Source organism: Marinobacter adhaerens HP15 (assembly GCF_000166295.1).
Lineage (GTDB): Bacteria > Pseudomonadota > Gammaproteobacteria > Pseudomonadales > Oleiphilaceae > Marinobacter > Marinobacter adhaerens.
In genome coordinates this window covers 2,116,177-2,140,364 of sequence record NC_017506.1, presented here as the reverse complement: position 1 = coordinate 2,140,364, position 24,188 = coordinate 2,116,177, and the positions used below count along the sequence as shown (strand labels likewise).

General features: G+C 55.5%; 26 protein-coding genes, 2 tRNA genes and 1 pseudogene. 19 read left to right on the top strand and 10 right to left on the bottom strand.

Features of this window, described 5'->3' with window-relative positions:
• The first annotated feature begins 124 nt into the window (after positions 1-124).
• From ruvB to nadA, 11 genes are all read left to right on the top strand, one after another.
• A complete protein-coding gene (gene ruvB / locus HP15_RS10160; protein ID WP_008169131.1) occupies positions 125-1,156 on the top strand; it encodes a Holliday junction branch migration DNA helicase RuvB in 1,032 nt (343 codons plus the stop codon).
• Entirely contained in the window at positions 1,149-1,610 is a 462-nt protein-coding gene (locus tag HP15_RS10155; RefSeq protein ID WP_014577390.1) for a YbgC/FadM family acyl-CoA thioesterase, read from the top strand. Before ruvB ends, HP15_RS10155 begins: the two co-directional genes overlap by 8 nt.
• Positions 1,611-1,613: 3 nt before the next feature.
• The gene (gene tolQ / locus HP15_RS10150) at positions 1,614-2,303 is read left to right on the top strand and encodes a protein TolQ (protein ID WP_014577389.1); all 690 of its coding nucleotides are present in this window, start codon (positions 1,614-1,616) and stop codon (positions 2,301-2,303) included.
• Between the two features lie 46 nt (positions 2,304-2,349).
• Positions 2,350-2,796 carry a protein TolR gene (gene tolR / locus HP15_RS10145; protein WP_014577388.1) on the top strand — a complete coding sequence of 149 codons (447 nt, stop codon included), beginning with the start codon at positions 2,350-2,352 and terminating at the stop codon, positions 2,794-2,796.
• A 79-nt stretch (positions 2,797-2,875) separates the two neighbouring features.
• Positions 2,876-3,856 carry a cell envelope integrity protein TolA gene (gene tolA / locus HP15_RS10140; RefSeq protein ID WP_014577387.1) on the top strand — a complete coding sequence of 327 codons (981 nt, stop codon included), beginning with the start codon at positions 2,876-2,878 and terminating at the stop codon, positions 3,854-3,856.
• A 16-nt stretch (positions 3,857-3,872) separates the two neighbouring features.
• Complete coding sequence (gene tolB, locus HP15_RS10135; RefSeq protein WP_014577386.1) at positions 3,873-5,186, top strand: Tol-Pal system beta propeller repeat protein TolB; 1,314 nt, start codon at positions 3,873-3,875, stop codon at positions 5,184-5,186.
• 67 nt (positions 5,187-5,253) lie between these two features.
• On the top strand, positions 5,254-5,826 hold the full coding sequence (gene pal, locus HP15_RS10130; protein WP_008169120.1) for a peptidoglycan-associated lipoprotein Pal: 573 nt from the start codon (positions 5,254-5,256) through the stop codon (positions 5,824-5,826).
• A 16-nt stretch (positions 5,827-5,842) separates the two neighbouring features.
• A complete protein-coding gene (ybgF, locus tag HP15_RS10125; protein WP_014577385.1) occupies positions 5,843-6,589 on the top strand; it encodes a tol-pal system protein YbgF in 747 nt (248 codons plus the stop codon).
• An 85-nt stretch (positions 6,590-6,674) separates the two neighbouring features.
• Positions 6,675-6,750: transfer RNA gene (locus HP15_RS10120), tRNA-Lys, on the top strand.
• Between the two features lie 68 nt (positions 6,751-6,818).
• Positions 6,819-6,894 (top strand) — tRNA-Lys (locus HP15_RS10115).
• A gap of 191 nt (positions 6,895-7,085) precedes the next feature.
• Positions 7,086-8,147, top strand: a complete 1,062-nt coding sequence (nadA, locus tag HP15_RS10110; RefSeq protein ID WP_014577384.1) for a quinolinate synthase NadA — start codon at positions 7,086-7,088, stop codon at positions 8,145-8,147.
• Here the strand turns inward: nadA and HP15_RS22895 are convergent.
• Positions 8,148-9,541, bottom strand: a pseudogene (locus HP15_RS22895) (M48 family metalloprotease).
• A 242-nt stretch (positions 9,542-9,783) separates the two neighbouring features.
• Between HP15_RS22895 and HP15_RS10100 the strand changes: the two are divergent.
• Together HP15_RS10100 and HP15_RS10095 are read left to right on the top strand one after the other, a co-directional pair.
• Positions 9,784-10,011: a sulfurtransferase TusA family protein gene (locus tag HP15_RS10100; RefSeq protein ID WP_014577382.1), complete on the top strand. Its 228-nt coding sequence runs from the start codon at positions 9,784-9,786 to the stop codon at positions 10,009-10,011.
• 16 nt (positions 10,012-10,027) lie between these two features.
• A complete protein-coding gene (locus tag HP15_RS10095) occupies positions 10,028-11,107 on the top strand; it encodes an AI-2E family transporter (RefSeq protein ID WP_008169115.1) in 1,080 nt (359 codons plus the stop codon).
• A gap of 7 nt (positions 11,108-11,114) precedes the next feature.
• Here the strand turns inward: HP15_RS10095 and HP15_RS10090 are convergent, their stop codons facing one another.
• On the bottom strand, positions 11,115-11,582 hold the full coding sequence (locus tag HP15_RS10090; RefSeq protein ID WP_014577381.1) for a peroxiredoxin: 468 nt from the start codon (positions 11,580-11,582) through the stop codon (positions 11,115-11,117).
• A gap of 74 nt (positions 11,583-11,656) precedes the next feature.
• On the opposite strand from HP15_RS10090, the gene dapA reads away from it, so the two are divergent.
• Genes dapA through HP15_RS10060 form a run of 6 tightly spaced genes read left to right on the top strand, consistent with a single transcriptional unit; the run spans position 11,657 to position 16,832 of the window.
• Entirely contained in the window at positions 11,657-12,535 is an 879-nt protein-coding gene (gene dapA / locus HP15_RS10085; RefSeq protein ID WP_014577380.1) for a 4-hydroxy-tetrahydrodipicolinate synthase, read from the top strand.
• Positions 12,536-12,570: 35 nt separating this feature from the next.
• Positions 12,571-13,668: an outer membrane protein assembly factor BamC gene (gene bamC, locus HP15_RS10080; RefSeq protein WP_041645277.1), complete on the top strand. Its 1,098-nt coding sequence runs from the start codon at positions 12,571-12,573 to the stop codon at positions 13,666-13,668.
• A gap of 44 nt (positions 13,669-13,712) precedes the next feature.
• Entirely contained in the window at positions 13,713-14,426 is a 714-nt protein-coding gene (gene purC, locus HP15_RS10075) for a phosphoribosylaminoimidazolesuccinocarboxamide synthase (RefSeq protein WP_008169108.1), read from the top strand.
• Positions 14,427-14,458: 32 nt separating this feature from the next.
• Positions 14,459-15,196: a TIGR04219 family outer membrane beta-barrel protein gene (locus tag HP15_RS10070; protein ID WP_014577378.1), complete on the top strand. Its 738-nt coding sequence runs from the start codon at positions 14,459-14,461 to the stop codon at positions 15,194-15,196.
• A gap of 28 nt (positions 15,197-15,224) precedes the next feature.
• Positions 15,225-16,232 (top strand): NAD-dependent epimerase, encoded by a 1,008-nt coding sequence (locus HP15_RS10065; protein WP_014577377.1) that lies wholly within the window; start codon positions 15,225-15,227, stop codon positions 16,230-16,232.
• A 60-nt stretch (positions 16,233-16,292) separates the two neighbouring features.
• A complete protein-coding gene (locus HP15_RS10060) occupies positions 16,293-16,832 on the top strand; it encodes a lipocalin family protein (RefSeq protein ID WP_014577376.1) in 540 nt (179 codons plus the stop codon).
• Between the two features lie 277 nt (positions 16,833-17,109).
• Here the strand turns inward: HP15_RS10060 and HP15_RS10055 are convergent, their stop codons facing one another.
• From HP15_RS10055 to HP15_RS10020, 8 genes are all read right to left on the bottom strand, one after another.
• On the bottom strand, positions 17,110-17,574 hold the full coding sequence (locus HP15_RS10055; RefSeq protein WP_014577375.1) for a DMT family transporter: 465 nt from the start codon (positions 17,572-17,574) through the stop codon (positions 17,110-17,112).
• A gap of 20 nt (positions 17,575-17,594) precedes the next feature.
• Positions 17,595-18,035, bottom strand: a complete 441-nt coding sequence (locus HP15_RS21940) for an acyl-CoA thioesterase (RefSeq protein WP_228732810.1) — start codon at positions 18,033-18,035, stop codon at positions 17,595-17,597.
• A gap of 71 nt (positions 18,036-18,106) precedes the next feature.
• Positions 18,107-19,576: an NAD-dependent succinate-semialdehyde dehydrogenase gene (locus tag HP15_RS10045; RefSeq protein ID WP_014577374.1), complete on the bottom strand. Its 1,470-nt coding sequence runs from the start codon at positions 19,574-19,576 to the stop codon at positions 18,107-18,109.
• A gap of 33 nt (positions 19,577-19,609) precedes the next feature.
• On the bottom strand, positions 19,610-20,767 hold the full coding sequence (locus tag HP15_RS10040) for an iron-containing alcohol dehydrogenase (protein ID WP_014577373.1): 1,158 nt from the start codon (positions 20,765-20,767) through the stop codon (positions 19,610-19,612).
• A 9-nt stretch (positions 20,768-20,776) separates the two neighbouring features.
• Positions 20,777-21,433, bottom strand: coding sequence for an ATP-binding cassette domain-containing protein (locus HP15_RS10035; RefSeq protein ID WP_014577372.1), 657 nt, complete (start codon positions 21,431-21,433; stop codon positions 20,777-20,779).
• A complete protein-coding gene (locus HP15_RS10030; protein ID WP_014577371.1) occupies positions 21,420-22,223 on the bottom strand; it encodes an ABC transporter ATP-binding protein in 804 nt (267 codons plus the stop codon). Before HP15_RS10030 ends, HP15_RS10035 begins: the two co-directional genes overlap by 14 nt.
• Positions 22,220-23,170 carry a branched-chain amino acid ABC transporter permease gene (locus HP15_RS10025; protein WP_041645275.1) on the bottom strand — a complete coding sequence of 317 codons (951 nt, stop codon included), beginning with the start codon at positions 23,168-23,170 and terminating at the stop codon, positions 22,220-22,222. The genes HP15_RS10030 and HP15_RS10025 overlap by 4 nt, the downstream gene beginning before the upstream one ends.
• A complete protein-coding gene (locus HP15_RS10020) occupies positions 23,170-24,066 on the bottom strand; it encodes a branched-chain amino acid ABC transporter permease (protein ID WP_014577369.1) in 897 nt (298 codons plus the stop codon). The genes HP15_RS10025 and HP15_RS10020 overlap by 1 nt, the downstream gene beginning before the upstream one ends.
• Between the last annotated feature and the right edge of the window lie 122 nt (positions 24,067-24,188).

Here is a 24,188-nt window from a genome sequence, read left to right as displayed (position 1 = left end):
ACCTGTCGCGAACCTGTAGAGAGCGTAACGTGACACCTGCTAACCCCTTTGTACAATTGGGGCTGCGCTGGAATAGCGGGCAAACGTGAGGCACGATGTTGATTCCCACACTATGGGTGATGCCATGATCGAATCCGACCGGTTGATCTCGGCCCGGGCCGGTGAATATGAGGAAGTACAGGACAGGGCCATTCGCCCGACACTGCTGGCCGAATATGTTGGCCAGCCCACGGTCCGTGAGCAGATGGATATTTTCATATCCGCGGCCCGGGGTCGTCAGGAAGCGCTGGACCACGTTCTGATCTTTGGCCCGCCCGGTCTGGGCAAAACAACCCTTGCCAATATCATCGCCAATGAGATGGGCGTATCCATCAAGACAACGTCTGGTCCTGTGCTTGAAAAAGCCGGCGACCTGGCCGCCATGCTGACTAATCTCGAAGAAGGTGACGTTCTCTTCATTGACGAGATCCACCGTCTCAGCGCGGCAGTGGAAGAAGTGCTGTATCCGGCGATGGAAGATTACCAGCTCGACATCATGATCGGTGAGGGCCCGGCCGCCCGCTCCATCAAGCTGGACCTGCCGCCATTCACCCTCGTCGGGGCGACCACCCGGGCAGGCTTGCTGACTTCGCCGCTGCGTGACCGCTTCGGCATCGTGCAGCGGCTGGAGTTCTATAACACCGAAGATCTTACCAGCATCATTCTGCGCTCCGCGCGATTGTCTTCGGTAGCCGTCGATGAGGCAGGCGCGTTCGAAATTGCCCGCCGGTCCCGCGGTACCCCGCGTATCGCCAATCGCCTGTTGCGCCGTGTCCGCGATTTTGCGGAAGTCCGCTCAGACGGTCGTATCACCTCTGATATCGCCGATCAGGCACTGAATATGCTGAAAGTGGATAACCAGGGTTTCGATCACATGGATCGGCGCCTGCTGCTGGCCATGATCGAGAAATTCGACGGTGGCCCTGTCGGGGTCGAGAGCCTTGCTGCCGCGATCAGTGAAGAGCGCGGCACCATTGAGGATGTGCTTGAGCCCTTCCTGATCCAGCAGGGTTATATGGTCCGGACTCCCAGAGGGCGGATGGTGACCTCCAACGCCTATCAGCATTTCGGCGTGATTCCGCCGAAGTCGGGCAGGGAGGACGATCTTTTTGGTTGAACAGGCGCCAGAGGGAAGGTTCGAGCTGCCGATTCGGGTCTATATCGAGGACACCGACGCTGGTGGCATCGTATTTCATGCCAAATATCTCCATTACATGGAGCGGGCCCGAACCGAATGGGTGCGCAGTTGCGGCGTTGGCCTCAGGGCGGGGCTGGCGGACAATATCAGTTATGTAGTGCAGCGGCTGACCATTCATTATGCGGTACCGGCCAAGCTTGATGACGAACTGCTGGTTACTGCGGAACCGGTGGCTTTTGGTAGAGTCTGGATGGATTTCCGTCAGCGTGTGATGCGGGCCGAAGACCGGAAGTTGCTGAGTGACAGTGATGTGCGGGTAGCCTGCGTAGCGCTTGATTCCGGTCGTCCCCGCCGGTTACCGACGAATATGCAGGAATTGCTGGCCAGGAATGTCCAGCCCACCGAAACGATAAACAGAACGAGCCAGGAGTAAGAAGTGGATTCAGAACTTTCAGTCTGGTACCTCATTGCCAATGCCGGTGTCTTGGTTCAGCTGGTCATGCTTTTGCTGGCCCTGGCGTCAATCATGTCCTGGGCCTTGATTTTCCAGCGCCTGCAGGTGTTCCGGAAGGCCAAGAGGGCGCAATTGGCGTTCGAGGAGCGTTTCTGGTCAGGCATGGATCTGGGGCAGTTGTACCGGGAGGTGAATGCCGATCCAACACCGTTTTCCGGCATGGAATCCCTGTTCCGGGCCGGTTTCAAGGAGTTTTCCCGGTTGCGCCAGCAAAGCCGGGATGCCGATGCGGTCATGGAAGGTACCCAGCGCGCAATGCGGGTCGCCTTTTCCCGGGAGCACGAGCGGCTGGAGGCCAGCCTGCCTTTTCTGGCGACGGTCGGCTCCACCAGCCCTTATGTGGGTCTGTTTGGTACCGTCTGGGGCATCATGAACTCGTTCCGGGGGCTGGCACAGGTTCAGCAGGCGACACTGGCGACGGTGGCGCCCGGCATCTCCGAGGCCCTCATCGCAACCGCCATGGGTCTGTTCGCCGCAATACCGGCGGTTATTGCCTATAACCGTTTTTCCGCCATGTCCGATGCCCTTTTGAAGAACTACGAAACCTTTGCGGATGAGTTTTCCAGCATCCTCCATCGCCGCGTCCATCAGAGCGACAAGGGCGCCGCATGATGTGGTTGGTAATTAGAGGCAGGAATCAGCCCGGGAGCACAGTTCTATGAAAGGCATGGGAATGATGCCGGAAAACCGGCGCAAGCCAATGTCGGAGATCAACGTGGTTCCGTACATTGACGTAATGCTGGTGCTGCTGATCATCTTCATGGTCACCGCCCCGATGCTGACGCAAGGGGTGAAGGTTGATCTGCCCCAGACCACTTCCGATCCTATTCAGTCTGACAAGGATGTTGAGTCCATCATTGTTTCGGTTGATGCAAACGGAGCGTACTACGTCGAGATCGGAGACGAGGGCAGTGACCCTATGACGCTGTCTGACCTGCGTGCCCAGGTTTCCAAGATCCTCTCGCAACGGGCCTCCAGTGAGATTCTGGTTCGCGGCGATGAGAATGTTACTTACGGCACAGTTGTTCGGTTGATGGCCGAGTTGCAGGGTGCCGGGGCGAGCAGTATCGGCCTGATCACCGAATCACCGCGGGACGACAATTGATAGTGTTGCGGGCAGGAGTGTTGTGAGAGATCACCAGCGCGAAGTAACCACAACAGGCGTGCCACCATGGAAATCACCGGTGGCGCTCTCGGTCACGTTGCACCTGTTGATTCTGGGCATTGCGCTTGCGGGTTGGTCTTGGACCAGCACCGATCATGAGCCGCCACCCAGGAGCATATCGGCCCGGCTGATTACCCAGCAGGAGCCGGAACCGAGCCCGGTGGTAGAGCCGGTCGATCAGCAAAAGCGGGACGAAGAACGCCGGGCCGAAGAGCAGCGTCGCAAGGAAGAAGCTGAACGACAGAGGCAGGAAGAAGAAGCCCGTCGCATTGCAGAGCAGAAGCGACAGGAAGAACAAAAACGGCTCCAGCAGCAGAAAGAGCAGGAGCGACAGGAAGCAGAGGCGAAAGAACGCGAAGCCCGGAAAGCCCGTGAAGCGGAGGCTGCCCGTCAAAAGGCGGAAGCGGAAGCCAAGGAGCGGGCCAGGCAGAAAGCTGAGGAAGAAAAACGCCGTCAGGAAGAGGCAAAACGAAAAGCCGAAGAAGAGAAGCGGCGCCAGGAAGAGCAGCGGAAGCGGGAAGAGGCCGAACGAAAGCGCCAGGAGGAACTGGCTCGCCAGGAAGCTGAGCGTAAGCGCCTCGAGGCAGAGCGCAAGCTCCGGGAACAGCAGCTTGAAGCCCAGGCGGAGGCGGCTCAGAGGGCCCGGGAAGAGGAATCCCGTCGCCAGAGAGAGGCGGCCGCTGCGAAAGCGCGGGAAGCCCAGATGCTGTCGGAGAGTGAGAAGTACCAGGCTTTGATCCGTGAGCGCTTGAGCCAGGCGTGGTATCCGCCCAGTTCGGCTACTGAAGAGATGACCGCGCGGCTCCAGATTACGCTGTTACCGACGGGTGAGCTTGCCGGAGTGCGGCTGGTCAGTAGCAGCGGGAATACAGCGTTCGATAACTCCGCTCTGGGGGCGGTGCGTTCCCTGAGTCGTTACCCGATACCCAATGATCGGGATACCTTTGAACGGTATTTCCGACAGTTTACGATTGAATTCAACCCACGCCGGTTGAGATAAGGATGCGGATAACACCATGACACATCGGATTTGGCACAAACCGTCCAGAACGCTTCTTGCCGCCACGGCGCTGATCTTTTTCGCGGTTTCGGCAGCCCGGGCGGAGCTGTTGATCCGGATTACTGAAGGCGCGGATTCGGCCATTCCTGTTGCAGTGGTGCCTTTCGCCGAGTCTGGACAGATGCCCGCTGGCGACAAGGTCAGCAGCATTGTTCAGGCGGATCTGACCATGACGGGCGAATTCCGGACTCTGCCTCCCGAGAAGATGCTGAGCCTGCCATCCAGGCGGGAGGAAGTGTATTTCCGGGACTGGCGCCTGCTGGGCCAGCGCTATGTTCTTGTGGGGGCCCTCAGCCGAAGTGGTGACCGTGTTCAGGCCCGGTATGAGTTGTTCGATGTAAACCGCGAGGAACGGATTCTCGGTGAAACTGCGGCGGCACCTGCCTCCAATATGCGCTCGCTGGCTCACCACATCAGCGACAAGGTATATGAGGCCATCACAGGCGTGCCGGGTGCCTTCTCAACAAAGCTTGCCTATATCACGCTTGATACCGCCAACGGCAAACCCCGTTACCGACTGCAGGTCAGTGACGTGGACGGCAAGCGCGCCAGAATCCGTCTTGAAAGCCAGGAACCCATCCTGTCACCGGCATGGTCGCCAGACGGGGAAAAGCTGGCCTATGTGTCGTTCGAAACAGGGAAACCGGTGATTTTTGTTCATGAGCTTGCAACCGGCAATCGCACCAAAGTGGCAGACTTTCCGGGGCTTAACTCGGCGCCGGCCTGGTCCGACGATGGCCGATCGTTGTTGATGACCCTCTCGAAAGACGGCAACGCCGAGATCTACCGGATGAACCTGGATACCCGGCAGTTGACCAAGCTTACGAACCACTGGGCTATTGATACCGAGCCGAGCTATGACGCCACTGGCAAGGGCATTTTCTTTACGTCGGACCGGTCCGGAGGTCCGCAGATTTACCACATGGATACACCGGGTGCGGAGCCTCGTCGTATCACCTTCGGCAGCCGTTACAACGCTCGGCCAAGGCCCGACAATGACGGTAACTATGTTTATTACGTTCACCAGCGCGATCGGGCATTTCACATTGCCCGTACCGAACTGAAAACCGGGGAGGAAACGATCCTAACCCGCACCGAGTCTGATGAGTCTCCCAGTGTTGCGCCCAATGGCCGGATGCTGATCTACGCTACCCGGCAGAATGGCAGCAACGTGCTCACGGTTATTTCCGCGGATGGTGGAGCAGCGTACAGCTTGCCGGCATCCGAAGGCGATGTCCGTGAGCCCGCCTGGGGACCTTTGGTTCGCTGACTCCCGGAGCTTTCCGGTGTTGGCCATTGTTCAAGCAATAACGTCACTCAACTGAAAGGAAGAAAACATGAATTTTTCAGCTCAATCAAAAGCGTTCGCACTGTTGTTGTCTGTCGGTCTGGTAGCGGGCTGTAGCTCTACCGGTGGTACCTCCGAAGAAGGCGGCGAGTATGGTTCCGATGTGGCTGCTGTAGACCAGGAAGGTGGATCCACTGTTTACGGAGGTGACGACCAGGGCGGTGTTTCTTCTTCAGCCATGACCGAAGAAGAGCGTATGGAAGCTCGCAAGCAGGCCGAACAACAGGCCCTGCGTGAAATCACCACCTTCTACTTTGATTTCGATACGGCTGAAATCAAGCAGGAAGCCCGCGATGTCCTGGTGGCACATGCCCGTTTCCTCGCCAACAACCCGGGTCAGAACGTCCGCATTGAGGGGCACGCCGACGAGCGCGGTACCAAGGAATACAACCTGGCCCTTGGCGAGCGTCGTGCTAACGCCGTTCAGCGTTTCCTGATTGTAAACGGTGCTTCACGTGGCCAGCTCGAGACCGTAAGCTATGGCGAAGAGAAGCCGGCCGTGATGGGTTCCAGCGAGAGCGCCTGGGCCCAGAATCGTCGTGTAGAACTCGTATTTGAGTAATCACACAGGAACGACCATGAGAAAAATCCTCATGGCGACAGTGGTGCTTCCGCTTGCCCTTGGGCAGGCGGGAGTGGCCCTGGCGCAATCAGCCCAGGACAGTCAGCGTAACGCCAACAGCAGTCAGGCGACGTCGGAACTGTTCTACATGATCCAGCAGCTTCAGGGTGAAGTCAGACGGCTCCAGGGCGAAGTGGAGGAGCAGCGGCACCTGATTAACCGCCTGCAGCAGCAAGGGCGCGACCGTTATATCGATCTGGATCAGCGTATTCTGGATCTCTCGGAAAAGGTCGCATCACAGCCGGCTCCCGAAGCCAGCGAAGGTGGTGGCTCTGCTGCCTCAGGCCAGGCCCGGGAGGCCAGGGAATACCGCCAGCCCGATGCGGAAGAACGAAAGGCCTACGAGCAGATCCAGGACCTGATTCGTAATCAGAAAAAATACGATGATGCCATTAGTCGGATATACGAATTTATCGATGAATATCCGGAAGGTGATCTGACGGTCAACGCCTATTACTGGCTCGGCGAGGTCTATCTGGTCAAGCCGCAGCTCGAACAGGCAAAACAGGCGTTCACGATTGTCGCTACCCGTTTTGCCGACCATCGCAAGGCTCCGGATGCGGTCTATAAGCTGGGCGTAACTCATGATCGCCTGGGCGAAAAGGAACAGGCTCGGCGCAGCATGCAAACTGTGATTGATGATTACCCGTCCAGCAGTGCTGCTGACCTCGCACGGAAGTTTCTCGAGTCCCAGAACGGCTGATTGTCTGGCGCGGCAAAAATGTTGAGAAACCTGAGAAAAAGGGGTTGATCAACGGCCAAAAATCATTACTATATGCGCCTCGTTTGGGTCGTTAGCTCAGTTGGTAGAGCAGTTGGCTTTTAACCAATTGGTCGAAGGTTCGAATCCTTCACGACCCACCAAACACGAAATACCGGGTGGGCTGAGTCATTCGGTATAGATTGAAGTCAAGGCTTCGGTCGCCAGTTACGGGTCGTTAGCTCAGTTGGTAGAGCAGTTGGCTTTTAACCAATTGGTCGAAGGTTCGAATCCTTCACGACCCACCAAATAACAGAAGCCTGCGGGTTTTTGTGAAAAAAGAGCCTCCGGGCTCTTTTTTTTTGCGTATACGTTCCTACCTAGGTAAACAGGGAACAGGCAAAGCGATCACAAGTGTATGATCGCACTGTTTCAGAAACATTAAGCCTGGGGCATGAATGTTATAATGTCCGGGTTCACGCAATACAGAGACGCAGTAATGACTTACGCTGAAGACCGTATCCTTGTTCAAGAGCACCTGGCGCATGCTGCCGAGCCGAAGCCGCTCAGCGCGGACGAAAAGTCCGACCTGGAGGCTCGTATAAAATCGGCTCTGAAGGAGCAGGATGCGGTGCTTGTGGCTCACTATTACACCGATCCCGATATCCAGCGGCTTGCCGAGGAAACCGGTGGCTGTGTTGCGGACTCCCTCGAGATGGCCCGTTTTGGCAACCAACATTCGGCCTCCACCATCGTGGTTGCCGGCGTGAGGTTCATGGGCGAAACCGCCAAGATCCTGAATCCTGAAAAGCGCGTTCTGATGCCAACGCTTGAGGCGACCTGTTCCCTGGATGTGGGCTGTCCTGCCGATGAGTTCGCCGAGTTTTGTGACCAGCACCCGGATCGCACGGTCGTGGTCTACGCCAATACGTCTGCGGCTGTGAAGGCGAGGGCGGACTGGGTGGTTACCTCAAGCTGTGCCCAGGCTATTGTTGAAGATCTGGATGCCCGCGGCGAAAAAATCCTCTGGGCGCCGGATAAGCACCTGGGGCACTACGTCCAGAAAACGACGGGTGCTGATATGCTGCTCTGGGACGGTTCCTGCATCGTTCATGAGGAATTCAAATCCCGCGGGCTGGAGGATCTGAAGGCCCTTTATCCGGACGCGGCTGTACTGGTCCACCCGGAATCGCCCGATGCCGTGGTTGAGATGGCGGATGTTGTGGGTTCAACCTCGCAGCTGATTCATGCTGTCCAGACCATGCCCAACGAAAAGTTCATTGTTGCCACTGACAACGGCATTTTCTACAAGATGCAGCAACTGGCTCCGAACAAAACGCTGATTGAAGCGCCCACCGCAGGCAATGGAGCTACCTGTCGTAGCTGCGCCCATTGCCCCTGGATGGCGATGAACGGCCTTCAGAATCTGCTACAGGTACTGGAGCGGGGTGATCAGGAAGTGTTTGTGGATCCGGAACTGAGAGAGAAAGCGCTGCAGCCTCTGCAGCGCATGTTGGATTTTACCGCCAACATGAATCTCAAGGCTGCTGGCAACGCCTGATCAGCTGTTGGCCCTGGCGTGCAGGCGGCTGGTGATTTCTGCCAGCCGCTCGGTCACAATCTGCCTCTGTGGCGCGCCGGCCGGCAACTTTTCCTGAGCCTGCCTTAGCTGACGCTGGGCAGACTCCAGATCGCCCATCAGAACATCGTATTCTGCCCGGGCACGATGCACGCCCACAATATTCCTTGCCATGCCCTCCGCCTCGGCCAGTTTCAGCCAGAGATGCTCCTGTCCCGGTAGCTGACGGGTCAGCTGTTTGAGATGCTCCGCCGCAGCGGCGCCATTACCATCGGCTATTTCCGTGAGGGCGAGGGTGTGGGTGATTGGATAGTTCCCCGGATTCCTCGCCAGTGCGTCTTTCAGAATGGATCGAGCCTCGTCCACACGATCTTGTGCAAGCCTGACCTCTGCGAGGGTTACCTGGAAGGTGATTCGGCCCGGATTCGTGGCCAGCAGATCGTTCAGTATATCCACTGCCTTCTCGTATTGCCGGTCCTCGAGGTAGGCCACGGACAAGCCATACCGGATGGCATCGTTTCTCTGGGCATCCGGCCGATCGAGGTAGGCTTCAAAGGTTTCGACGGCTACGTCGGGGGAGGGCGCGTAATGCACTTGCAGCCGGCTGCGCATCAGATGGTATTCCTGGCCGTCCCGGATGTTTTCATCTGGATACTGTTCGGCACGATTCCGGGTGTCGGCCACGCGGCTCTGGGTTAACGGGTGCGTAGACAGATACTCTGGCAGTCGATTTCCCTGCATGCGGTTCTGGCGCATCATGATTTCAAACATTTCCGGCATGCCGCGAGGGTCCATCCCGGCGCTGGCCAGAATGTCCAGCCCGACCCGGTCGGCTTCCTGTTCATGGGAGCGGCTGTAGGCGAGCATGTTCTGGGCGGCCAGCGCCTGGGTCCCGGCAATGGCGGCAAACCTATATCAGACTGGGTGACCGCCGACAGAACAATGCCCGCAATCATACCGGCGAGTGTGAGCGGAGCGCTGGTTTCCTGCTGCTCCATGCGCCGTGCAAAATGCCGCTGGCTGAGGTGGGCAAGTTCGTGAGCGAGAACGGACGCAAATTGTTGCTCGGTCGCAGCATTGAGAAACAGACCGCCATTAACGCCTACAATGCCACCGGGCACCGCAAATGCGTTGATAGCAGGACTGTCGATCAATGCCAGGGTCAGGTCCCGATTCTGGAGTGGGGCCGAGGGCACCAGGCGATAGGTAATGGCGCTGAGGTAGTCATACACCAGGGGGTCGCTGATCCTCGGCGCGGATCGGCGGATAGATACCATTACCTGCTGGCCAATATCCGATTCCTGCTGGCCCGCGATCAGGCCCCCACCGGAACCGCCAATGCTCGGCAGCCTGTTCTCCTGAGCGTGGCTCGGCATTGAAAAAAGCAGCAGGGCCAGCAGGGCGGTGATGGCCAAGGCCGGTAGCGTTCGGGATCTGGGTTGGATAGCAATCATGTAAAGCCGGGTGCCTGTGGTCTGAATCGCCGGTTTGACAGCGGTTTGCGATAAAAAGTTCTGATCCTCTGGTTAACGAGGATTGTGATGCAATACATTATCACTGTCGGCATAATGCCTGCTTGTTAAATCCGCTTATTATTTTGTGATGGTGTATCGCTAGTATGGTTGATCGAACGCTTGATGCCTCCGGGTTGCGCTGCCCGATGCCGCTGCTGAAGACAAAGCTGGAACTGAACAGCATGGCGCCCGGTGAAGAACTCGAGGTGATTGCTACAGACGCAGGTTCTGCCCGGGATATTCCAGCCTTTCTGCAGATGTCCGATCACAAGTTGATGAGCAGTTCTGACACCGCCGGGCAGTACCGGTTTGTGATAAAGTGCGGCGGTTAAGATTTCGGAGCTGTAAATGATCAGGACATTACGCGGTCTCGCGCACAAATACTTCTCGGATGAAGAAGCGGTCATCCTGTTCCTGATACTGGTGACAGGAACCATTTTTGTTATCTGGTTCGGTGCCATGCTTGCGCCGGCCATTGCCTCGCTGATTGTGGCCTTTATTCTGCAGGGTCTGGTCACCAAGCTCAACAAGCTGGGCGTGCCGGAGACGGTTTCCATTATTGGGGTTTTCCTGGTTTTCCTCGGCGTGCTTGTTGGCTTCCTGTTTGGCCTGCTTCCGCTGATCTGGACGCAGTTGAGCAACCTGGCCGGCGAGGCGCCACGCATTATCCGGGAGCTGCAATCTTATCTTGAGCTGCTGCCACAGCAGTATCCCCACCTGATCTCCGGAGAAGCTGTCAGCACCGTTTACAGCCAGGTGAGTACGGAAGTGGGGCACATGACCCAATGGCTGGTGTCGTTCTCGCTGTCCAGTATTCCAGATCTCGTGGCGTTGCTGATCTACATGGTGCTGGTGCCTATCCTGGTGTTCTTCTTCCTGAAGGACAGGGAGGTGCTGCTCAACTCAATCGCCCGGCTGCTGCCACCCCAGCGCCCGATGATGCTGCAGATCTGGCACGAGGTGAACCTCCAGTGCGCCAACTACGTGCGCGGCAAAGCCGTCGAGATCCTGATTGTGGGCGGCGCCACCTACATTGCCTTCAAGCTGCTGGGCATGCCTTACGCTGCGCTGCTCTCGCTGTTGGTGGGGCTGAGTGTAGTGATTCCCTACATTGGCGCGGCCGTCGTTACCATCCCTGTTGCGGTGATTGCCCTGTTCGCCTTCGGCTGGGGCAGCCAGTTCATCTGGGTGATGGTCATCTACGGTGTCATTCAGGCGCTTGACGGCAATGTTCTGGTGCCCATTCTGTTCTCGGAGGTGAACAATCTGCACCCGGTGGCCATTATCGTCGCGGTGCTGTTCTTCGGGGGAATCTGGGGCTTGTGGGGTGTTTTCTTCGCAATTCCACTGGCTACCATGCTCAAGGCGGTGTTTGCTGCCTGGCCAGTGAAGGAGTCGGCGCCGCCGGCGGAACCCGGAAGCGCCTAACAGGCGCTTAAAGTGCCTTGACAGCCTCTAGCACCTCGTCGGCGTGGCCTTTCACTTTTACGCCGCGCCATTCAGCCCGCAGCACGCCATCCTTGTCGATCAGGAAGGTGCTCCGGTCGACGCCCATGTATTCCTTGCCGTAGAGCTTTTTCAGCTTGATCACGTCGAAGAGGGAACACAGGGCCTCGTCCTTGTCTGAAATCAGGTGGAAGGGAAACTCATGCTTGGCCCGGAAGTTCTCATGGGCTTTCAGACCGTCCCTGGATACCCCGAAAATAACCGTATCCAGCTCTTCAAACTGCTTCATACGGTCCCGGAAGTCCTGGCCTTCAGTGGTGCAGCCGGGGGTGTTGTCCTTCGGATAGAAATAAATAACAACATTCTGACCCTTCAGATCGTCCAGTCGGATGGTCTGGTCTCCGGTCGCTGCCGCTTCAAAATCCGGAACGGGTTTGTTTAACTCAACGGATGGCATGACATCTCCTTTAATTCCCTTGTGTCAGTTCGTGCCCAACATTACCATATCGGTTTTATTCGGACGGAGCTTTTATGATTACGGGTAGCCTTGTCGCACTGGTCACGCCCATGCATCCAAACGGTGACATCCACTGGGAGGATCTGGACAAGCTGGTAGACTTTCATATTGAAAACGGCACACACGGCATCGTTGCTGTGGGCACCACCGGCGAATCCGCAACGCTCGACCCGGAAGAGCATTGCCAGACCATTGGCCACATCATCAAACGTGTTAATGGTCGCATCCCGGTCATTGCGGGCACCGGCGGCAACAGCACCCGTGAGGCCATTGAACTGACGGCCGAGGCCCATAAGCTTGGCGCAGATGCCTGCCTGCTCGTTGTTCCCTACTACAACAAGCCGACCCAGGAAGGCCTGTATCAGCACTTCAAGGCGATTGCCGAAGCCGTCCCCGGCATGAACCAGATGCTGTACAACGTGCCCGGCAGGACAGCGTGCGACATGCTGAACGAGACCGTGCTCCGGCTTGCCGATATTCCGAATATCGTGGGCATCAAAGACGCCACCGGCAACATTCCCCGGGGTGCCGAACTGATTGAAGCGTTGGACGGCCGTCTGGCTGTCTATTCAGGTGATGACGCAACGGCAGCGGAACTTATGCTGGCCGGTGCCAAGGGCAACGTGTCCGTCACCGCGAACGTCGCCCCGAAGGCAATGTCCCAGCTGTGCGAAGCCGCTGTTGCCGGAAATCGTGAAGAAACCGAGCGTTTGAACGAACTGCTCATGCCTCTTAACCGGAAGCTGTTCCTCGAAGCGAATCCTATCCCGGTGAAATGGGCGCTCCATCATATGGGAATGATTGGGGAAGGCATCCGCCTGCCGCTGACCGTGCTCAGCGAAAAGTTCCATGGCGAAGTGGAAGATGCCCTCAAGGTCTCAGGTGTTCTCTGAGTTTGCTTAAATCATCCCATCACCGGAGTAACCTGATGCAGGTTCTAAAAGGAACCGGTAGTACCCTGATGTTCAAACCCGTTGTTGTCGCATCCGGGCTGTTGCTTCTGGCAGCAGCCTCGGGCTGCAGTCTGGTTGAAGACCGCTCCGAACGCTATGTGAATGCCACGGAAGGAAAACCACTGGAATTGCCGGAGACTGCCGACGATTCCCGTTTCAGTCAGACCATGCCCATCCGTGATGTCCAGCCGGCCGACGCCAGCAAAATGTATCCGTCCGATATTCCGCGTCCGCCGGACATGACATCGGACATCCTTGATGAAAACTACGTTATCGAAGAACTGGATGGTCGGCTCTGGCTCCTGGTCAACGACGTGCCGGGCAGAATCTGGCCTGCGGTAAACAGCTATCTCTCCGAGCGGGGTCTTGGCGTCGGCTTCGACAGTCCCCAGTTGGGCATCCTGCAGACAGAACTTGCCAATTTCAGCAAGCGTGCCCGAAACCTTGTGGAGCTGTCGGATAACCCATCTGCCGGCGAACAGAAAGTCGTTCTTCAAATTCGGATGGCTCCCGGTGTGCGACGCAAGACCACAGAGGTGCAGGTACGCCGGCTTGATGTTGAAGATCAGCCGGATGAGCTGATCCCCTGGACTGGCGTTTCTGATCCCTCCGAGCAGGCTCTGGAATTGCAGAGACGCCTGCTGTCCGATCTGGGTGACTTTCTCAGGGCGCGTGAAGAAACCAAATCCTTTTCCCGGGCGGCATCCGGAATGGTCAGCGATCCGCTGGTTCGCCTGATCTCGGAAAACGATGAAGCCGTCGCGATCCGCATGGAGCTTGATTATGGTCGTTCCTGGGCGGAAGTAAGTCGGGCACTTACAGATTCCGGCATTCCCGTTGTCGATCTGAACCGGAGTGAAGGTTGGTTCCATGTCGATTTCCGCACCGAAGACGAGCGGGATCCGGGCTGGTTCAGCTGGTTCAGTGACAAGGACGCACCCCAGCATACCCACACAGTCAGCCTTAGCCAGCAGAGCGACGCCATTGTCATCTCTGCCGAGGACGTTCCGGGTTACACTGGCAGCCGGACGACGTCGGATTTGCTCGAGCAACTGTTCGATTACCTATACTGATTCAGGAAGAGGCCGCCAGAGGCGGCCGCTTTTCGGAGACCCAAATGGAAAAACGCGAAGAACTCTACGCCGGCAAGGCAAAATCCGTCTACCGTACCGACAACCCCGAACGTTTCGTGCTGGTATTCCGTGACGACACATCCGCCTTCGACGGTGAGAAAAAGGAACAGCTCAATCGCAAGGGCATGGTGAACAACAAGTTCAATGCGTTCATCATGGAGAAGCTGGAAGCGGCAGGTGTGCCCACCCATTTTGAAGGGTTGCTGTCGTCCACCGAATCTCTCGTCAAGAAGCTGGATATGATTCCGGTTGAATGCGTGGTTCGCAATGTTTCTGCCGGCAGTCTCTGCCGTCGTCTTGGCGTGGCGGAGGGGCAGGAACTGAATCCGCCCACCTACGAACTGTTCCTCAAGAACGACGCACTCCACGATCCGATGGTCAACGAATCCCTGGCCGTCAGCTTTGGCTGGGCCGCGGCGGATGAGCTGGAGCAGATGAAATCGTTGACCTATCGGGTTAACGACGTGCTCAAGGCCCTGTTTGATGAGGCAGGCATGCTGCTTGTGGATTACAAACTGGAGTTTGGTCGCTGCGAGGGCAAGATCGTTCTGGGTGACGAATTCAGTCCGGACGGTTGCCGGATCTGGGACAAGGAAACCCGCAAGAAAATGGATAAGGATCGTTTCCGTCAGGGGCTTGGCGAAGTGATCGAAACGTACGAAGAAGTCGGGCGCCGTCTGGGAATCCAGTTCGACTGACTGAAACTGACAACAAATTCAAAAGGTGTGTCATGCGTAAACTGATGCTTGCTGTAGGTGGTTCACTGTTTCTGGTGGCGCCTGTGTCACAGGCAGATGTGGTTGGTCTTGGAGCCAGTGTAAGTTACTGGGATTCGGATCTGTCCGGCCAGGCTGCTGACAACGGTGATGTGGTTGATGTAGAAAATGACCTCAACCTAGACAGCGATTCGAATGCGAATGCGTCCCTGTATCTTGAGCATCCGATTCCGGTGCTTCCCAATGTTCGATTGAACTACACTCTGGTACAGCAGAGTGGTCGTGGCCAGGTAAATGGTAACTTTGGCGGCGTGAATTTTGGTGGCCTTGATGTTCAGTCTGATCTCGATTTGGAGCAACTGGATCTGACTCTTTACTACGAGGTGCTTGATAACTGGGTGAACCTGGATCTTGGCCTTACCGCACGGGATCTGTCCGGAGAGCTTATTGTTAAAGAGGCCTTAACAGGCACGCCTTCGAACGAAACCACGGTCGATGCGGTCATACCCATGGGCTACCTCGCCGCTCGTTTCGACCTGCCACTAACGGGTGTTTCCGTAGGTGCTGAGGGCAACTTCATCAGCTTCGACGGTGACTCTCTGCACGATTTCAACGCCTACGGCCAGTACGAGATCTCATTGATCCAGTTCCGCGCAGGCTATCGTCAGATGTCTATTGATTACGAAGACGGCAATGACCGGCTTGATGTCGAGATAGGCGGACCGTTCGTGAGTGCCGGGGTATCGTTCTGAGACTGGCAGTCTTTTCAGGGAGAGACACGTGAAGATTCTTGTTACCGGAACGGCCGGTTTTATCGGCTCACACCTGGCTCATCGCCTTCTTGATCGGGGCGATGAAGTCATTGGCGTTGATAACGTCAATGATTACTACGATGTGAACCTGAAGGAAGCGCGGCTGAAGCGCCTGACCGACAAAGCCGGTTTTACCGAAGTCCGTCAGGATGTGGCTGACCGCGCTGCCATGGAAGCCCTTTTCGCCGAGCACAAACCCGAGCGGGTAGTGCACCTGGCGGCCCAGGCGGGTGTCCGATATTCCATCGAGAATCCTCACGCTTATGTGGACGCCAACCTCGTTGGTTTCATGAACATCCTTGAAGGGTGCAGGCACAATAAGGTCAAGCACCTCGTCTATGCGTCCAGCAGCTCGGTGTACGGTGCCAACGAGACCATGCCGTTCTCGGTGCACGACAACGTGGATCACCCGCTGAGTCTCTACGCGGCCTCCAAGAAGGCCAACGAGCTCATGGCCCACACGTACAGCCACCTGTATAACCTGCCGACCACAGGCCTGCGGTTTTTCACTGTCTATGGTCCCTGGGGTCGTCCGGATATGGCCTTGTTTATCTTTACCAAAAAGATCCTTGCCGGGGAGCCCATCGACGTCTTCAACCATGGCCATCACCGCCGGGACTTCACCTACATCGACGACATCGTCGAAGGCGTGATCCGGACTCTGGACCACGTTGCCGAACCAAACGGGGAGTGGAGCGGAGCAACCCCGGATCCCGGCACCAGCAAGGCGCCTTATCGCCTTTACAACATCGGTAGTAACAACCCGGTTGAGCTATCTCGCTTTATCGAGATTATCGAGGAGCGAGTCAGGAAGAAAGCCCAGAAAAACCTGCTTCCGTTGCAGCCGGGCGACGTGCCGGCCACCTACGCCAATGTTGATGATCTGATCGACGATGTGGGCTATAAGCCAGCTACCCCCGTAGAGGAGGGTATTGCGCGGTTCGTGGACTGGTACCGGGACTTCTACAACGTATAAAAGAGGGCCAGCAACTGCTGGCCCTTCTCGTATCTGGGACTCGACAATGGAGCATTGGCGATGATGGCAGTGTTAAAAAGATGGTTTCTGGTAGCCGCGCTTATCGGCATGGCCGGCTGCACCGGTCTTCCAGAGGGTATTGAGCCAGTCTCCGGTTTTGAGAGTGACCGTTACCTCGGTACCTGGTACGAAATCGCCCGCCTGGACCATTCCTTTGAGCGCGGTCTCACCAATGTTCGCGCGGAATACAGCCGTAACGACGACGGCAGCATCGAGGTAATCAATCGGGGTTATAACGTCGAAAAAGAAACATGGGAGGAAGCTGACGGCCGAGCGGTGTTTGTGGAAGAAGAAAACACAGGCCACCTGAAGGTGTCTTTCTTCGGACCTTTCTACGCATCTTATGTCGTGTTTGAACTCGACAAGGAACAATATTCATACGCCTTTGTGACGGGGTACAACCGTGACTATCTCTGGTTTCTCTCGCGTACCCCAGAGGTCAGTGAGGAGGCGATTGAGGCGTTCAGGAGACGCGCAAAGGCAGAGGGCTTTGATCTGGAAGAGCTGATCATAGTGGAGCAGGGCAAGAATCGTTCGTAGTGATTGAAGTGCCTGAGGATGATGAGCGGGCACAAAAAAAGCCATTTCATACTGGGAGTAAGAAGCTGACTCTTTCGGCAGGAGTAGTAGACCACCCAGAACCGGAGGCGTTCATAGGATCAAGAATGTCGACGCGAAAAGGTTTGTTTCTTTCAGACTACATCTGGCTATTCTGTCTTATCTTACTGGGAAAAGGTCTTTTAGCTTTCCAGCGCTGCAATCGGGAAAATATGAAGATTGGACCGATTTTACCCCGAAGGGCAACTTGGCTGACCCCTTATCTTGCCCCTCCCGGGACCTTATTCAGTACCAAGAAAACGCCGATTGTCATCACACCCAACCCGGCGAGCCGCCTCAAGCTCATGGTGAACTTTTGAACGCCCAGCAGACCAAAATGGTCGATGAGGCTCATTGCGATGAGCTGCCCCAGCAAAACGAAAGCAATTGCATTGGATATGCCGAATCTAGGCGCTACCCAGGTGATTGTTAGGATATAGAAGAGGACAAAGAAACCTCCGAAGTAGAAGTACACGGGAACATTGGCCGGAAAAATTTTTTCGGGAAAACCCTCCGTGGTGATCAAATAAGAAATTGCCAGAATCAGGGCAACGAAAAAGAGAATCGCAGCGGCCAGGGCCGGGCTCTGCAGTCTCGCGCCGAGTCCGCCGTTAAGCGTTGCCATCACAGGTATTCCGATTCCTGCGACCAACATGAGCAGGGCATAGGCGAATGAACTGTTCATTTTTGATCCTCAGCAAACTTCTAAATTTCTTCAGCACTAACTTGAGGGACGATGATTTCCTCAAGACAGTGGCGAATTTGTGCAGGCATGGGTACAGAGCGATTTTGGTCACGGTCCACGAAAACGTGCACCACTTGACCATGGGCTGCGGCTTCTTCTTCCGATTCTCTGAAAATACCTAACTCATAAGTAACGGAGCTGTTTCCAAGCTTCGAGACCCTGAGACCCACCGAAATTGAATCGGGATATGCAACGGGACGTCGGAATTGGCAGGATGAGCTAACGACATAGCCCACTATGTTGGCCGAATGAATATCGAGGCCACCTTGTTCAATGAGGTATCGATTAATCGTTGAGTCGAAATAGGAGTAATAAGTAACGTTGTTCACGTGTCCGTATACATCGTTGTCCATCCAGCGGGTGTAGACGGGGTAGAAAACCGAGAAGTCCTGTCGATTCACCTTGGCCCTCCAAGAGTATGACTGTAGGCGCCTCGATTCCTGACATCGGGGCGCCTTGGTTTATGTGAGATTTATTTCATTCCGCCCAGGCACAGGTATTTAAGCTCCATGTACTCGTCCAGACCGTAGTGGGAGCCTTCCCGGCCAAGGCCGCTTTCCTTTACCCCGCCAAAGGGAGCCACTTCTGTAGAGATAATGCCTTCGTTGACGCCAATCATTCCTGATTCCAGTTCTTCCGCTACGCGCCATACCCGATGGATATTTCGGCTATAGAAATAGGCCGATAAGCCGAACTCTGAATCATTTGCCATAGCGATTGCCTCGTCGTCGGTTTCAAACTTAAACAACGGCGCAACCGGCCCGAAGGTCTCCTCTCGGGCGATCAGCATTTCCTGAGTAGCGTGAGTGAGAATTGTTGGTTCAAAGAAGGTTCCGCCTAAGGAGTGAGCTCGGCCACCCAAGGCAACCTTTGCACCTTTTGATGTAGCGTCTTCAATGTGCCGCTTAACCTTCGCGAGCGCCGCATCGTTGATAAGGGGGCCCTGCTGGGTTTCGCCTTCGAGGCCGGGACCAACCACCATTTTGCTGACAGCAGCCTTCAGCTTTTCGGCAAAGGCGTCGTACACGCCTGCTTGAACGTAGACTCTGTTGGCGCAGACGCAGGTCTGGCCGGTATTGCGGTACTTGGAGGCCATAAGGCCGGCAACAGCTGCATCGAGATCCGCGTCATCGAAAACAATGAAGGGTGCATTACCTCCGAGTTCCAAGCTGACCTTTTTGACGGTATCGCTCGCTTGTCGCATTAGTAGCTTCCCGACCGGCGTAGATCCGGTAAACGAAACTTTCCGCACGATAGGATTGCCCGTCAGCTCACTACCGACAGAGACAGCGTTGGGTTTGGAGCAGGTGATGATGTTGATTAGACCTGCCGGTACGCCGGCTTCCTCTGCCAGTGCGGTGATGGCCAATGCGGAGAGAGGTGTATCTTCGGCGGGTTTGACCACTACCGGGCAGCCTGCTGCGAGCGCCGGAGCAACTTTGCGAGTAATCATTGCTATCGGAAAGTTCCAAGGGGTGATAGCCGCAACTACGCCAACCGGTTGTTTGATCACAACGATGCGTTTGTCCTTTCCGTGGCCTGGTATGACATCACCGTAGGCTCTCTTGGCCTCTTCCGCGAACCATTCGATAAAGCTGGCACCGTAGCCAACTTCACCGCGCGATTCGGCCAATGGTTTTCCCTGCTCAGCGGTCATCAGACGAGCAAGATCCTCTTGGTTGGCCATGAGTAGATTGAACCATTTGCGCAGAATGTTAGCGCGCTCTTTGGCGGGAGTAGAGCGCCATGCCGGCCAGGCGGCTGAAGCGGCTTCAATCGCTGCACGAGCGTCGGTGTCATCCATGTCTGGCACCGTTGCCAACTGCTCACCGTTGGCCGGATCGTTCACGGCAAACGTCTTTCCCGACTTGGCCGTTATCCATTGGCCGTTGATATACGCCTGTTCGCGCAGAAGTTCGCGATTCTTTAATTCAAGAGACATGAGTAACCTCAATCAAATAAGAGCATGGCCAAATTAGAAAGCGGCCTTGTAAATTGCCAGAGCGTCAGTTTCAGACACTTCCCGGGGGTTGTTTACAAGCAGCCGAGTTTGCTTCATGGAATCCGAAGCCAGGGTGGCCAGATCGGCCTCACCAATTCCGACTTCACGCAGGGTTTGTTCAAGCCCCAGATCAGCACTCAGAGCTTCAAGACGGTCGATGAATTGATTGGCCCTCTTAGCGGCAGGTGTGCCTGCCAGATCTGGGAAAACATCGGTAGCCAGAATTGAATAGGCTTCACCGCAGATCTCCGTGTTAAACCGCATGACATGAGGCAGCACCAATGCGTTGGAAAGACCATGGGGTACATGGAAAATTCCGCCGATTGGGTAGGCAAGAGCATGCACTGCCGCTACGGGTGAGTTAGCAAAAGCCTGACCTGCTAGCATGGCTCCGAGCAGCATGTCAGAGCGAGCTTTGACATTACTGCCATCCTTTACGGCTGTCTCAATATTCGCGCCGAGCAATCGCAGCGCTTCGCGAGCCAGGGCCTTTGAAACCGGATTGTTATTTGCGGAAGCTGACGTATAGCTTTCAATAGCATGAACCATGGCATCGATGCCGGTAGCCGCGGTCACGTGAGCTGGCAGCCCGAGAGTCAACTCGGCATCGAGCAAGGCGATGTCGGGAAGCAACTGAGGCGCAACAACGCCTTTTTTCTCGGTTTCACCAACAGTAATGATCGATATCGGTGTGACCTCTGAGCCCGTTCCTGCTGTCGTTGGAATCTGGATCAGAGGTAAACGTTTGCCTTTGGCTTGTCCAACACCGTAAACGTCGTCTAACTTTTCCTCTCCGCCAATAAGAAGTGCAATCAACTTGGCAACATCCATGGATGAACCGCCACCAAATCCGATAACACCATCCACTCCGGCTTCTCGTGCGTCGGCTAACGCGGCTTCTACGACTGACACAGGCGGATCGGCAACGACGCCATCGAATAACTCGTACTTAACGCCTGCCTCGTTGAGGGAATTTGTAGCCACGTCAAGCAATCCAGCCTTGACGAGCCCGGGATCTGTAACGAGCAGTACCTTTTTACCCATGTGCTCTTTCACGATTTGCCCAAGACGATGGGTTACGCCGGGTTCGCAAATAACGCTTTTGGTTGTGTTAAACGTGAATGCAGTCATTTGTACCTCCTAGGTCAGCGACGCAATCGGTTCGACGCTGCCACGTTCGATCTGAAAGGCTTTGTCGACTAGATCTGCGGAATGAGATTGGTCTGATTCAGACAGCAAGACTGTCAGGCCTTCATCTTTAAGTGTGCTCAAAACACTGGCGAGTCGTCTGGAAAGTGCGGGTGCCACTCCCTCGAATGGTTCGTCCAGTAGCAGCAAGTTGGTTCCAGTCATCATTGCTCGGGCCAGAGCAACGAGCTTTTGCTGACCGCCAGATAACTGCAGTGCACGGCGATCAGAGAAAGACTCTACCTCGGGCATCATTTCGTAGATCCAGGCAAGTCTGGCTTCTGCGTTAACGAGTTGGCAGGCCCATGCTGGTGCCATGATGTTTTCTTCGACCGTCAGATCAGGTACGAGACGACGATCCTCTGGCATATAGCCAATGGACATACCTGCGCGCTCATAAGAACCCTGATTGGTCATGTCCTCGCCATTGATCAGTACCTGGCCCGCTTTCGGCTTGATGAGGCCCATAATTGATCGGAGTGAGGTCGTCTTTCCGGCGCCGTTCCGCCCAATCAGCCCGACCATGGAACCCTTGCTGACGGAAAAGCTGACGTCACGGAGAATAGTGGTACCGGCAATCTCCGTAGTGACATTTTTAAGTTCTAACATGGGAAGACTCCTTGCTAGTGCTGTCCTCGTTTTCGCTAAGATCGAGGTGATGCCCAACCACCAATTCCTGGACTTTGGCGTCAGACAAAACGGTTTGGGTCGGACCGTCCGCAAGGACCCGGCCATCGTAAAACGCGAGAACTCGGTCGGCGTAACGCAGAACGACTTCCATATCGTGCTCGACGAACATTGTTGCAGCATCACTTTTCCGGACAGCCGCCATGACGGTATCCATCAGTAAGAATTTATCCTCGATGGCAACGCCTGAGGTTGGCTCATCCAGCAGCATGAGCCCGGGCTCAGCGAGCATTGCCATGGCAATGTCCAACAGCTTGCGAACTCCCTGGGGCAGAGTAGATACAACCTCCTCCGCGTACTGCTCGATTTCATATTCGCGGAGTACAGCATGGGCCTTTTCGACTTTTTCCTTGGATCTGAGAGGCTTCAGAAAGCTCAATTTGCGGTCGACGGAGAAACCGAACGCAATCAGCATATTCTCCAAAACCGTCAGTTCCTGGAATAGTTGAGGCACCTGAAAGGAGCGACCAACGCCCGCCAATGAGACGTCCCTGGGTGACTTCCCGATGATGGATTTACCACGCACGAGAATGTCGCCACTGGACGGCTGGATATAGCCCGTTACCATATTGATAAAGGTGGTTTTGCCAGCCCCGTTGGAGCCGATAACTCCAACTACCTCGCCTGTATTCAGTTCAACATTGATGTCGGTGGCGGCAGTGACTGCACCAAATGTTCGTTCCAGATTGACCGTTTTCAACAAAGCGCTCATGACGTTTTCCTCGCTTTCTTGTTTTGGAATCGTTCAACCAGGGACCACAGACCGGACGGCATGAACAGGATGATTGCCAGCAGGGCAAAACCCAGAATCATTTGCCAGGTGTAGGGCGAAACGGCGAACGCATAAGTGCGCAGAGCTTCGAACAGAACGGCTGCAACGATCGGGGCTGCAACATGAGCAGTCCCGCCCATTAGGGCTATAAATACAAACTCGCCAGAAGTGGTCCAATACGCCATTTCTGGATCAACGTGACCGCTTACCAGAGCGGTGATAGTGCCACCAATAGCCGCCAGGGCCGCCGCGATTATGTACTTTACGTACACCACACGGAACACAGAGCCGCCCAGATACTCCAACCGAATTTCATTCTCTCGAACAGCCTCACCTGCGTAACCTGATAGAGATTTCAGATATCGCCATGCGACAGCTCCGAGAACGATTACAAGGAATACTGCGACAATCAGAACCAGGTCTGATGAAGCTTCAGCACCCGGAGTCCAACCCAATAAGCTCGGATTGGCAACGTTAAAACCATCGGTAGATCCAAGGAACTGATTGCGCACCAGCAAGCCATAAAGAATCATCGAGAACGCCATCGAAAACATTGCGAAGAAGATCTCTCGATACCGACACAGTAGCAGGCCAATGATGGCTGCTATGGCAACGCTGACGGCGACGGAAGCAAGCATGATGACCAGAATGTCAGTGACTCCCACGAACTGGGTCAGCATGCCGGCAACGTAGGCGCCCACGCAGTAGTAAAGGCCCTGGCCAAAGGAAACCAGGCCAGCCCGCATAAGAAGGACTAGACCGAGCACCACAAGGCCTTTGCCCATCGCGATGGTAAATAGGTAGGACATCCACTGCGGTAGCAGAAGGCCGCCAGCAATGACTACCAACCCGAATACAAATAAGAGCGCTAGGGATCTCGTTTTCATTAGATTTTCCTCGCGTTGGCAACGGCAAACAGGCCTTGCGGACGAAATGCCAGCACAAGTCCCATGACCGCGTAGATAACGAACAGCTCAACATCGGGATAAAGATGGACAGCTGCAGCTCGGGACATACCCACGATCAGAGCGCCGACAAGGGCGCCAGTGATGCTGCCAAGACCGCCAATAACTACCACGGCGAATGCAAGAACAATCACCTCAATACCCATCCCCGGTACAACAGACAGACCTGGAGCAGTCAGGGCTCCAGCGAGTGATCCGATACCAGCTCCAATCAGAAATGTAATGGTGAAGATTCGGGCAACGTTGATGCCGAGTGCGCTGGCTATCTCACGATCGTGAATGACTACTCGAAGCAGTTTTCCGTTGCGTGTGCGGTTTAGGCCATACCAGAGTGCGAGACCGATCAGTATGCTCACGCCGATAAGCATGAAATCGTAATTAGCGAAGGATAATCCAGCGAACTTGGTTCGACCCAGTAGGGTGTAGGGTTGGTAAGCAAAGTAGGGCTCAACACCCCATATTAGCTTGATGGCATCTTCCATGATGAGTAGGACGCCGTAAGTGACCAGAATCATGACGACCTCGTCCCGGCCATACATGAATCGCAGAAGGCCGCGCTCAACCAGGAGCCCCACGGAAATACCGGCGACAAGGGCGGCGGCGATTAGCGCGACGAAGCTGAACCAGGGAACAGAGCCGGTAGAAAAATACCAGCCAACCATGGCAGCACCAGAGTACGCGCCAAGGGCGTAAAAGCTACCATGAGACATATTGAGGATTCGCATGACCCCGTAAATTAGGGTCAGACCGGCGGAAATGATGAAGAGCCATGAGGCGTAGACCGAGCCATCCACCAGTATTGCAAGAAGTTGTTTCATTGTAAGACTCCCGATGCTTTGCACAGACCTCGCCTGCCGACCGGGCCATCTTCCGGTCGGGGAGGGGTGAAAGATCGTTGGAAAGTCTCATCGGGACCGGATGATCCCGATGAGCATGTTGC